The sequence below is a fragment of the Caenispirillum salinarum AK4 genome, assembly GCF_000315795.1.
GTDB lineage: Bacteria > Pseudomonadota > Alphaproteobacteria > Rhodospirillales > Rhodospirillaceae > Caenispirillum > Caenispirillum salinarum.
The window spans coordinates 22,293-33,498 of the sequence record NZ_ANHY01000027.1 but is presented as its reverse complement, the minus strand read 5'-3'; the positions used below and the strand labels follow the sequence as shown (position 1 = coordinate 33,498).

The 11,206-nt window shown below is 67.6% G+C and carries 11 protein-coding genes and 1 tRNA gene; 10 read left to right on the top strand and 2 right to left on the bottom strand.

The window, feature by feature from the left end; genetic code table 11:
• Nucleotides 1-158 precede the first annotated feature (158 nt).
• The 10 genes from C882_RS20985 (at nucleotide 159) to C882_RS20940 (ending at nucleotide 9,172) form a co-directional block, all read left to right on the top strand.
• Entirely contained in the window at nucleotides 159-1,709 is a 1,551-nt protein-coding gene (locus tag C882_RS20985; RefSeq protein ID WP_009542697.1) for a 2-isopropylmalate synthase, read from the top strand.
• Between the two features lie 139 nt (nucleotides 1,710-1,848).
• Nucleotides 1,849-2,889: a rod shape-determining protein gene (locus C882_RS20980; protein ID WP_009542696.1), complete on the top strand. Its 1,041-nt coding sequence runs from the start codon at nucleotides 1,849-1,851 to the stop codon at nucleotides 2,887-2,889.
• A gap of 182 nt (nucleotides 2,890-3,071) precedes the next feature.
• Nucleotides 3,072-3,929 carry a rod shape-determining protein MreC gene (gene mreC / locus C882_RS20975; protein WP_009542695.1) on the top strand — a complete coding sequence of 286 codons (858 nt, stop codon included), beginning with the start codon at nucleotides 3,072-3,074 and terminating at the stop codon, nucleotides 3,927-3,929.
• An 86-nt stretch (nucleotides 3,930-4,015) separates the two neighbouring features.
• Nucleotides 4,016-4,531 carry a rod shape-determining protein MreD gene (gene mreD / locus C882_RS20970; protein ID WP_009542694.1) on the top strand — a complete coding sequence of 172 codons (516 nt, stop codon included), beginning with the start codon at nucleotides 4,016-4,018 and terminating at the stop codon, nucleotides 4,529-4,531.
• 1 nt (nucleotide 4,532) lies between these two features.
• Entirely contained in the window at nucleotides 4,533-6,554 is a 2,022-nt protein-coding gene (mrdA, locus tag C882_RS20965; RefSeq protein ID WP_009542693.1) for a penicillin-binding protein 2, read from the top strand.
• Between the two features lie 3 nt (nucleotides 6,555-6,557).
• Complete coding sequence (rodA, locus tag C882_RS20960; RefSeq protein ID WP_009542692.1) at nucleotides 6,558-7,715, top strand: rod shape-determining protein RodA; 1,158 nt, start codon at nucleotides 6,558-6,560, stop codon at nucleotides 7,713-7,715.
• A 155-nt stretch (nucleotides 7,716-7,870) separates the two neighbouring features.
• A tRNA-Lys gene (locus C882_RS20955) sits at nucleotides 7,871-7,946 on the top strand.
• A gap of 281 nt (nucleotides 7,947-8,227) precedes the next feature.
• A complete protein-coding gene (locus C882_RS20950) occupies nucleotides 8,228-8,581 on the top strand; it encodes a transposase (protein ID WP_009542691.1) in 354 nt (117 codons plus the stop codon).
• Nucleotides 8,578-8,757: an IS66 family insertion sequence element accessory protein TnpB gene (gene tnpB, locus C882_RS20945; RefSeq protein WP_152415452.1), complete on the top strand. Its 180-nt coding sequence runs from the start codon at nucleotides 8,578-8,580 to the stop codon at nucleotides 8,755-8,757. The genes C882_RS20950 and tnpB overlap by 4 nt, the downstream gene beginning before the upstream one ends.
• Nucleotides 8,758-8,770: 13 nt before the next feature.
• A complete protein-coding gene (locus C882_RS20940) occupies nucleotides 8,771-9,172 on the top strand; it encodes a plasmid pRiA4b ORF-3 family protein (RefSeq protein ID WP_009542690.1) in 402 nt (133 codons plus the stop codon).
• Between the two features lie 73 nt (nucleotides 9,173-9,245).
• On the opposite strand, the gene C882_RS20935 is transcribed toward C882_RS20940, so the two are convergent.
• Both C882_RS20935 and C882_RS20930 read right to left on the bottom strand, forming a co-directional pair.
• Nucleotides 9,246-10,535 carry a site-specific integrase gene (locus C882_RS20935; protein WP_009542689.1) on the bottom strand — a complete coding sequence of 430 codons (1,290 nt, stop codon included), beginning with the start codon at nucleotides 10,533-10,535 and terminating at the stop codon, nucleotides 9,246-9,248.
• A complete protein-coding gene (locus tag C882_RS20930) occupies nucleotides 10,522-10,839 on the bottom strand; it encodes a hypothetical protein (protein WP_152415450.1) in 318 nt (105 codons plus the stop codon). Before C882_RS20930 ends, C882_RS20935 begins: the two co-directional genes overlap by 14 nt.
• Nucleotides 10,840-11,206: the final 367 nt, after the last annotated feature.

The following is an 11,206-nucleotide window of genomic DNA, read 5'->3' as shown; positions in this document are numbered from 1 at the left end:
TCGCCGGCGGGGGAGGGGGGGGGGACGGCGGCTGGGGCGGCCGACCCCGCCAGTCCGCCGGCGCCTTGCGGTGCAGCCGGCGTCGCCAGTGACGGATGGCACAGCGCCCGGTCTATTCTTGCCCTAGTCTTCCGTCCCGCCAGTCTTGCGAGAGTTTCATGTCCCCCCAGTCTGCCGACCGCGTCATCATCTTCGACACCACCCTGCGCGACGGCGAGCAGAGCCCCGGCGCCTCCATGAACCTGGAGGAAAAGTGCCGCATCGCCGCACTGCTGGAACAGATGGGCGTGGACGTGATCGAGGCCGGTTTCCCCATCGCCTCGCGCGGGGATTTCGAAGCGGTCAACCAGGTCGCGAAGCAAAGCGGACGGGCCATCATCGCCGGCCTGGCCCGCGCCACCAAGGCCGACATCGACCGTGCGGCGGAAGCGCTGGACCCGGCGCCGCGCAAGCGCATCCACACCTTCATCTCCACCAGCCCGCTGCACATGAAGTTCAAGCTGCAGATGGAGCCCGAGACCGTTCTGCAGGCGGTCAAGGACAGTGTCGCCTATGCGCGGTCGAAGGTAGACGACGTCGAGTGGTCGGCCGAGGATGGATCGCGCACCGAGCCGGACTTCCTGTGCCGCTGCGTGGAGGCTGCCATCGCCGCCGGCGCGACCACCATCAACATTCCCGACACGGTGGGCTACGCCGTGCCGGACGAGTATGCCGCCCTGATCGCCATGCTGATCGAGCGCGTGCCCAACGCCGACAAGGCCGTCTTCTCGGTCCATTGCCACAACGACCTGGGGCTCGCCGTCGCCAACAGCCTCGCGGCGGTGAACGCGGGCGCCCGTCAGGTGGAATGCACGGTCAACGGCCTGGGCGAGCGCGCGGGCAACGCCGCCATGGAAGAGATCGTCATGGCCCTGCGCACCCGCGCCGACCGCATGCCCTACGACACCGGCATCGACACGACGCTGATCACGCGCGCCTCCAAGCTGGTGTCCACCATCACCGGCTTCACGGTGCAGCCCAACAAGGCGATCGTCGGCAAGAACGCGTTCGCGCACGAAAGCGGCATCCACCAGGACGGCATGCTCAAGAACGCCCAGACCTATGAAATCATGACGCCGGAAAGCGTCGGGCTGACCAAGTCCACGCTGGTCATGGGCAAGCATTCGGGCCGGGCGGCCTTCCGCGACAAGGTGCGCGAGCTGGGTTACACGCTCGACGACGACAAGCTGAACGACGCCTTCAAGCGCTTCAAGGACCTAGCGGACCTGAAGAAAGAGGTGTTCGACGAGGACGTCGCGGCGCTGATCGACGACGAGATTCTGCGCGCCCGGGACCGCATCAAGGTCGTGGAGCTGTCGGTCATGGCGGGCTCCAAGAAGCCGCAGACGGCCGAGCTGACGCTGGAAATCGACGGCGAGCGCAAGACCCACACGGCCGAGGGCGACGGCCCCGTCGATGCGACCTTCAAGGCCATCAAGGCATTGGTGCCGACGACGGCGCGGCTGCAGCTCTACCAGGTCCACGCCGTCACCCAGGGCACCGACGCCCAGGCCGAGGTGACCGTGCGGCTGGAGGAGGGCGGCAAGACCGTCAACGGCCAGGGCTCGGACACGGATACGCTGGTGGCGTCGGCGAAGGCCTACGTGACCGCCCTGAACAAGCTGCTGGTGAAGCGCGAAAAAACCGCGCCGGCGGCGATGAGTGCGTGAATTGGTCGCCGTTCGTGGTTTTCGCTTGTTGCCACGGACGGCAGACTATAGGGATAAGACCATGCCGGAGGGTGAGTCCTCCGGCATTGTCGAATCCCGAAGCCACAACGAATGGCAAAGCTTGGCTGAGTGAGGGAGCATGTTTTCCAGGCTGACCGGTTGGCTCTCCGCCGACATGGCGATTGACCTCGGTACCGCGAACACGCTGGTGTACGTGAAGGGGCGCGGTATCGTATTGAATGAGCCCTCGGTGGTGGCCATTGCCGAGGTCAAGGGCAAGAAGCAGGTGCTGGCCGTCGGCGACGAAGCCAAGCAGATGCTCGGCCGAACCCCGGGCAACATCCAGGCCATCCGACCGCTTCGCGACGGCGTCATCGCCGATTTCGAGGTGGCGGAGGAGATGATCAAGCACTTCATCCGCAAAGTGCACAACCGGCGCAGCTTCGCCTCGCCCATGGTCATCATCTGCGTGCCGTCGGGATCGACCGCGGTGGAGCGCCGCGCCATCCAGGAAAGCGCCGAGGCCGCCGGTGCCCGCCGCGTCTACCTGATCGAGGAACCCATGGCCGCAGCCATCGGCGCCGGCCTGCCGGTGACCGAGCCCACGGGCTCCATGGTGGTCGACATCGGCGGCGGCACGACCGAGGTCGCGGTGCTGTCGCTGGGCGGCATCGTCTACGCCCGCAGCGTGCGCGTCGGCGGCGACAAGATGGACGAGGCCATCATCGGCTACATCCGCCGCAACCATAACCTTCTGGTCGGCGAAGGCTCGGCCGAACGCATCAAGAAGGAAATCGGCTGCGCCTGTCCGCCCGAGCAGGGCGAGGGCCGCACCCTTGAGATCAAGGGCCGCGACCTGATGAACGGCGTGCCCAAGGAACTGGTCATCTCGGAGCGCCAGATCGCCGACAGCCTGGCCGAGCCGGTCTCGGCCATCGTCGAGGCGGTGAAGGTGGCGCTGGAGCACACCGCGCCGGAACTGGCCGCCGACATCGTCGACAAGGGCATCGTGCTCACCGGCGGCGGCGCGCTCCTGACCAACCTGGATTACGTGCTGCGCGTCTCCACCGGCCTGCCGGTCTCCATCGCCGACGATCCGCTGTCGTGCGTGGCGCTGGGCACGGGCCGGGCGCTCGAGGAAATGAAGAAGCTTAAGAACGTTCTAACCTCCATGTACTAAGATCGGCGGCGCCGGACCCGGGGGCGGGGCGGTGCCGAACCGGCGGAGGTCCTGGACGGCTTGAAAGCCTGAGCCGACCCGGCCGACTCTCGGGTCGGGCTCTGAGGGTGAGAGAGCGAGAGACCGGCGGGCGCGCGTCCTTGAAGGGGGGTGCGTCGGCCAAGCAGTAGGGGACCGTCCTCGTGAAGCAGTCGATCATGGCCATGAACCGGCTGGGCGCGCTGAAAGGCGTGATGCAGCGGTTCGCGGTGGTGGCACTGGTGGTCGCTGCCTTCGCGCTGATGCTGCTGGGCAAGGCTGACACCGTTGCGGTGGAACGTCTTCGTACCACCGTCGCCGATGCGGTGGCGCCCGTGCTGGACGTGATTTCCCGGCCCGCCGAAAGCGTGGCCGATGGCGTGGAGTACGTGCAGGGCCTGATGCACCTGCATGACGAGAACGCCCGCCTGACGGCCGAGAACGCCCGCCTGCTGCGCTGGCAGATGGTCGCCCGCCAGCTGGAGGCGGAGAATGACGCCCTGAAGGCGCTGTTGAACTACGCCCCGGCGCCGCAGGCTTCGTACATCACGGGGCGTGTGGTCGCCGACACGGGCGGTGCGTTCGCCCACAGCCTGCTCATGCTGGCCGGCCGCTCCGACGGGCTGCGCAAGGGACAGGCGGTAATGACCGGCGAAGGCCTGGTTGGCCGCGTCGCCGAGGTGGGGGCACGGGCGTCGCGCGTGCTGCTGCTGACCGATATCAACTCGCGCATTCCGGTCATGGTGGGCGAGGGCCGCCAGCGGGCCATCCTGGCCGGCGAGAACACCGACCGGCCGCGGCTGATCTACCTGCCGGCCAATGCCGGCGTGGCGCCGGGCGACCTGGTGACCACCTCGGGCGTGGCGGGAGCTTTCCCCATGGGGCTGCCGGTGGGCGTGGTGGCCTCGGTGGAGGATGGCGTGGTGCGCGTCGCGCCCTATGTTCAGCGCGACCGGCTGGAGATGGTGCGCGCGCTGGACTATGGTCTCGACGGCATCCTGACAGGCGCGGCGCTGGACTAGCGCCCGACGGCGGTAGAGGGGCGGCTCCGCCCGATCCCTCGGCCCGGCTTCTTGGTATGTGACTGGTTTCGAAAAGCAGATCGGCGATGCGTCCCACCCTGTGGCAGCGGATGGATGTGATGGCGCGGCACATGGTGCCGTTCGTCCTTGTCCTCATGCTCGTGCTCATCGCCGCGACGCCGACTCACGTGCCCGGCATGGTGCGCGTCGGCCCCATGCTGTCGCTGATCGGCGTGTATTACTGGTCGGTCTATCGGCCGGACCTGTTCCGCTATGGCTCGGCCTTCGCGCTGGGGCTGTTCGAGGACATCCTGACCGGCGCACCGCTGGGCTCGGGCGCGCTGATGCTGGTCATCGCCTCGGCCATCGTCGTCGGCCAGTACAAGTTCTTCAACGGCAAGCCGTTCATCGTGACCTGGTGGGCGTTCGCCATCGTCGCCTTGGCGGCGGCGGGGACGCGCTGGCTTGCGGTGTCCGTGCTCTATGGCGACATTGTCGACCTTCAGACCATCGGCGTGGAGTACCTGCTGACGGTGGCGCTGTACCCGGTGGTGGGCTGGCTGATGGCCCGTGCCCAGATGCTTCTTATCAAGGACGCCTGAGATGCTGCGTTCCTCCAACGGCCGCCAGGGCGACCGCGCCAAGCTGTTCTCCCGCCGCGCCATCGGGCTGGGGGCGGGCAAGGCGACGCTCGTGGCGGCGCTGGCCGGGCGCATGTACTACCTGCAGGTCGTGGAGTCCGACCGCTACAAGACGCTCGCCGAGGAAAACCGCATCAACATCCGGCTGCTGCCGCCACCGCGCGGCCGGCTGGTGGACCGGTTCGGCGTGCCGCTGGCCATCAACAAGCAGAACTTCCGCGTCCTGATCGTGCGCGAGCAGACCGACAACGTCGACATGACGCTGGACGCCCTTGGCCGCATCATCGACCTGACCGACCGCGACCGCCAGCGCGTGGTCCGCGAGCTTGAGCGCAAGCGCGGCTTCGTGCCGGTGACGGTGCGCGAGAACCTGTCGTGGGACGAAATGGCGCGCATCCAGGTCAACGCGCCCGACCTGCCGGGCGTCATCATCGACGAGGGCCTAGCCCGCGCCTACCCGTGGGGCGAGGATTTCGCCCACGTTCTGGGCTACGTGGCCGCCGTGTCCGAGGACGACCTGACCGGCGACCCGCTGCTGGAGCTTCCGGGCTTTCGCATCGGCAAGGCCGGCATCGAGAAGGAATTCGATTTGGCCCTGCGCGGCACCGGCGGCACCAGCCAGGTGGAGGTCAACGCCGTCGGCCGCGTCATCCGCGAACTGCGCCGCGAGGAGGGCGAGCCCGGCGCAGAACTCCCGGTGACGCTGGATGCCCGCCTGCAGCGCTACACCACCGAGGTGCTGGGCGATGAAAGCGCGTCGGTCGTGCTGATGGACGTGCACACCGGCGAAGTGCTCGCCATGGTGTCCAACCCCGCCTACGACCCCAACGCCTTCAACCGCGGGCTCAGCCACGCGGAGTGGCAGGCGCTGGTGGGCAACGACCATGCGCCGCTCACCAACAAGCCCGTGGGCGGCCAGTACGCGCCGGGCTCCACCTACAAGATGGTGGTGGCCCTGGCGGCGCTGGAGGCGGGCGTCATCAAGCCCGAGAACACCGTCTACTGCCCCGGCCACATGACGCTGGGCAACCAGCGATTCCACTGCTGGAAGCGCTGGGGCCACGGCAACGTGGACCTGGTGGAGGCACTGGCGCAGTCCTGCGACGTGTACTTCTACGAGATCGCCAAGCGGGTGGGCATCGACCGCATCGCCGAAATGTCCCACCGCTTCGGGCTGGGGCGTCCGGTGGACGTCGGGCTGCCGCACGAGCGGTCGGGCCTGGTTCCCACGGTCGCCTGGAAGCGCGCCACCCTGGACCAGCCCTGGCACAAGGGCGAGACGCTGGTGGCCGGCATCGGCCAGGGCTACGTGCTGACGACGCCGCTGCAACTGGCGACCATGACGGCGCGCCTGGCCAGCGGGCTGGCGGTCAAGCCTGTGCTCACGCGCCACGTCATGACCAAGGACGGCACCCTCGCGCCGCGGCCATCGCCCGAGCTGGAGCCGCTGGGCATCGCGCGCCAGTCCATGGACATCGTGCGCAAGGGCATGCACGAGGTGGTCAACGGCGCCCGCGGCACCGCCCGCAGCTCGGCCCTGGAGACCGAGGGGGTGGAGATGGCCGGAAAGACCGGCACCTCTCAGGTGCGCCGGATCACCATGAGCGAGCGGCAGACGGGCGTGTTGAAAAACGAGGAACTGCCCTGGAAGTATCGCGATCATGCCCTGTTCGTGGCCTATGCGCCCGCCGAGAATCCGCGCTATGCCTGCGCGGTTGTGGTGGAGCACGGCGGCGGCGGGTCCACCGCGGCGGCGCCCATTGCCAAGAAGGTGATGGAAAAATGTGTCCTCCTGGACCCGTCGCGCCGCCATCCGTCGCCCGAGGAAATGCTGACCCTGCCGCCGGAAAACCGTCCGGCCCCCGAGACGGCGGCCGTGGACGGCGCGCAGGACGGCGAGGCGGCAGTGATCGTCGACGACGACGGGCGGACCATTCCCCTGCCGGCCCGGCCCCCGGCCGCCAGAAACCCGCGGGAGACCTGAGGCATGTCGGAATTCCTCTCTCCGCGCCTGCGCCGCGGCGACATGACCTTTGGCGAAAAGCTCTGGCAGGTGAGCTGGAGCCTGGTGTTCTTCATTTCGCTGATCGCAGGTGTCGGCTTCCTCATGCTCTATTCGGCGGCCAACGGGGCCTGGGACCCGTGGGCCAGCCGGCAGATGGTGCGCTACGCCGTGGGTCTGGGCGTCATGCTGGTCATCGCCATGATCGACGTGCGCCAGCTCATGCGGTGGGCCTATCCCATCTACGGGGTGGTGTTCGTCCTGCTGGTGGGGGTGGAGGTGCGCGGCTCCATCGGCATGGGGGCGCAGCGCTGGATCGACCTGGGCTTCTTCCAGCTCCAGCCGTCCGAGTTGATGAAGGTCGCGCTGGTGCTGGCGCTGGCGCGCTATTTCCATGGTGCGTCGCTGGAGGACGTGGGGCGGCCGTTCTATCTGGTTCCGCCCATGCTCATGGTGTTCGCGCCGGCGGCCCTGGTGCTCAAGCAGCCGGACCTGGGGACGGCCCTGATGTTGATCGCGGGCTCGGGCGTGATCTTTTTCATGGCCGGCGTGCGGCTGTGGAAGTTCGGCGTGGTGCTGGGCCTGGCCGTGGCCGCGGTGCCCATTGCATGGGGCTTTCTGCGCGACTACCAGAAGGCGCGCGTGCTGACCTTCCTGAACCCGGAGAACGACCCGCTGGGCACCGGCTACCACATACTGCAGAGCAAGATCGCCCTGGGCTCGGGCGGCGTGTTCGGCAAGGGTTTTCTTCAGGGCACGCAGAGCCACTTGAACTTCCTGCCCGAGCGCCAGACGGACTTCATTTTCACCATGATGGCGGAAGAGTTCGGCATGGCCGGCGGGCTGGTGCTGCTGGCGCTGTACGTCGTCGTGCTGATCTACGGCTTTGCCATTGCCATACGCAGCCGGCACCAGTTCGGGCGCCTGGTGGCGATCGGCATCACGACGACGTTCTTTCTCTACATTTTCATCAACATCGCCATGGTGATGGGGCTGATCCCGGTGGTCGGCGTGCCGCTGCCGCTGATCTCCTACGGCGGGACGGCCATGCTGACGCTGATGATCGGGTTCGGCTGCCTGATGAGCGTGCACGTCCACCGCGACGTCCAGATGGGCCGCCGGGGCGGTTACGAAGAACCCTGAGCGCGCCGGTCGGCGGGCGTGTTCGGAACGTTGAAAAAAGTGCAAAAAAGGTGTTGCAGGGGTTCGGAGGCTTTTGTATAAAGCGCCCCTCACCGCGACGGACCACCCGCCGCAACGGCGGAAAGACGGGACGGTGAGGTCACCGCAGACACTGCGGGCGCATAGCTCAGTTGGTAGAGCAGCTGACTCTTAATCAGCGGGTCCAAGGTTCGAGTCCTTGTGCGCCCACCAATTCAAACCCCCGGAAACGCTGGCGTTTCCGGGGGTTTCGCATTCCGGGTCTGTTCCATTCCGAACCGGAAGGCGCGCCGCATTCCGAACTTTGTGCCGGACGCGTTCGCACGGAGCATCGTCGCACGTCGGCACCGCGATCAATCGTAAGCGGCCGATCAGGGCCGCCTACCGGCCGGCGGCCTGCCGGTTGTAGTTTACGTCGTTAACGACGTCGGACGTCCGACGGCGGCAGCATGCAGTAGGAGATCCTGGGCGTCGAACGGCGCCGGCGGTGGACGATGGAGGAGAAGGTCCGCATACTGGCGGAGGTGGGGGGTGCGGGCGCGACGGTCGCCGATGTCCTGGCGGAGGTGGGGGGTGCGGGCGCGACGGTCGCCGATGTCGCCCGGCGCCACGACATCAGCCGGCATAACATTTACCAGTGGCGCCGGGAAGCCCGGAGGCAAGGGGTGCTGCCCGACGATGCGCCCCGGTTCCTGGCCGTCGAGATGGCGCAGGACAAGGAGGACGGCGGTGCAAGCGGTGACGTGCGTGTGGAGATCGGCCTCGGCAACGGGCGGATTCTTCGCGTTCTCGGTAATGCGCTCGACGACGTGGTGGCGCGCATGATCCGGATCACGGAGGCGGCATGATCGGACCCAGCACCGGGGTACGCGTCTATCTGGCCTGCGGCGTCACCGGCATGCGGAAAGGCATCGCGGGCCTGGCCGCGGCCGCCGAGAAGATCCTGCGGCAGAACCCGACATCCGGCGCTGTCTTTGCGTTCCGGGGGCGCAGGGGTGACAGGGTGAAGCTACGGCATTCCTGACCCGGAAGACGCGATGTGGGGCCGCAAGGTCATGAACGCGAAGACGACGAAGCTGCGGACCATTGTCGAGCACAGCGTCGAAGCAATCACGTACATCTACGACTTCGGCGATGACTGGCATCACCGGATCATTGTGGAGGCCGTCGGCACCGCCGACCCGAACCTCGCCTATCCCCGCCTGTTCGACGGCGAGCGCTGCGGCCGGCCCGAAGACGTCGGCGGCGTGCCCGGCTACTTCGACTTCCTGGGTGCAGTAACCATGCCCGGAGATCCTGGTCACCAGCGCCTGCCCACATGGTATGGTGGGCCCTACGACCCCGACGATATCGACGCGCGGACCACTCGGCTACGCCTGGGCATGATCGCCAAGCGCCAGAGGGCCGGAAAGGCCGCCTATGCCAAGCGCAGATCCTGATCCGGCGGCCTCCATCGGCCGGTTGCGGCGTTGCCGCGCACATGCATCGACATGACGAAGTTGCTGGAGGCGTTCAGGCTTCAGCGGCGTCGTCACCATTATCGGGGTTCTCGAGCATTTTCTTGATGTCGTCCAGTTCAAGACGCAGCGCCCTGCGGCGCCGCACGGCGTTGCGCGCCTGCTGCGCGCTGGTGTTGGTGTAGCGCGAGAGCATTTCCCGGGTCTGGTGACCGCCCACCGCCATGAGCTCCTGGTCAGTGCTCTCCGCGCTGCCGAGCTCGGTCAGGCCGCCGTGGCGCAGGGCCTTGAACTTCACCCAGCGGGGCAAGTCCGCCGCGTCGGCGATCTTGCGGAACAGGTGCCGGAACCAGTCAGCGTTGTACGGCAGATAGGTCTTTGTGCTGCGGTCCAGCGTGTCGCGCATGACGATCTGCGAGCCCCGCCGCGGCGTCTGAGCGAGTCGCCCGATCAGCCCCGGGATGAGTTCGCCGTCGCTGTCGAACAGCGGGATCGTGACGCGTTCCTCGGTTTTGCTTTGCAGAATCTCGATCTGGGCCCGCCGCCCGACCTCTTCCGGGCTGCGATAGTGCGCCCAGACGAGGCCCGTCGGCTCGTCGTCGACCAGGCGCGACGAGATAATGTCGACCTGGCGTTGGCACAGCTCGAACGCCAGCAGCGCTGCGGTGCCCATGGACGGCACGCCCATGGCGTCGGCCTCGGCGATGAAGGTGTCCAGCTGTTCACGGGTGACCGCCTTCGTCCGCTTGTTGAGGCCGCGCCTGGTGAGGCGGAAACCGAAGGGATCCCGGAGATCAGGCAGCACCTCCTCGCTCAGTATCACGCGCCATGCGGCGGCAGCGGCACGCATGGTGGCGTTGGCGGTCGCCAGACGGCGGCGGGGGACAGCGGCGCCGGTGGTGGGGTCAATGTCGATCACGGTCTGAAGCTGCTCATAGATCCGCTTCATGTGACTGACGCGGACCTTCTCGGCGGGGACCGTGCCGAAGGGCCGACCGGAGGTGAGGGGCAGGTCGTTCAGGAGGTGGAACGCACTGCGGTACTGGCGCTGGGTGGCGGGTGCCAGCCGGCGGAACTCCAGCGACTTTTCATATTTGGCGAACAGCCATTCGACGGTCCCGACCGCCGGCCCCGCCGGCTGCACTTGGCCGCCCCGCCAGGCGGCCAGCAGGTCGTTGAGCGCGGTGGCGCGGGGAATGGCGGCCAGGGGATCGGGGCCGAGCGCTTCGTTGGGCAGCGGGCAGCCGGCCCGGCTGTCCTTGGTCGGGACCTCCCAGTAGTACGCCGTGCGGCCGCTGGCCAGGGTCTTCTTGCGCAGGTTGGCGGGGAGCTTAAGGGTTGCCAAAGTCGAACTCCGCGTCCAGGTCGTGGTCGGGGTGCAGGACGGCACCGGTCTGGGCCGCGCCGGACAGCTCGCTGATCCGTGCATCCAGCGCCAGGATGTCCCACAGCAGGCGCTTGCGCTTGCCGGACAGCCGGGTGAGCGGCAGCGGCGGTGGCCACAGCCCGAGCGCGACCTCGTCGCGAAAGGTCTGCTCGCTGCGGCAGCCGACGTAAAAGGCGGCCTCGCGCAGCGACAGAAGCCGCTGTGGCCGGCCGGCCCGGGCGGGCGCAGTGGACGCGGGTGGGGCCCAACAGTTAGTGTTCATCTGGATCATGGCGTCAGCGAAGTGGCTGTGGCCGCGAAGACGCAAAGCAATTCGCAGTCGTCAGGCGCCGGTGCAGGAGATGGAAGCGGTGCGCCCCGTGAAGGGGCCGCGCGCAGGTGCAAGCGTGTGCTGCGGGACATTATCTTCATTCCTCGGCTCAACAACCCAGCCGCGGCGCACGAAGCGACGCCAACCCAGTCCACGGGATGACGCTGCTAATGCACGCGAGCAGCGAGGGCCACAGGTTAAGTGGCAGTTGAGCCCCGATGAAGAGAGCACTGCGGGGCCCGGTTCGGGCGCCTGAGCCGCTGCGCGGCGGTGTCAGCAGACCGAACCAGCCGCAATTTCGGATCCGTCGAAGACAGAT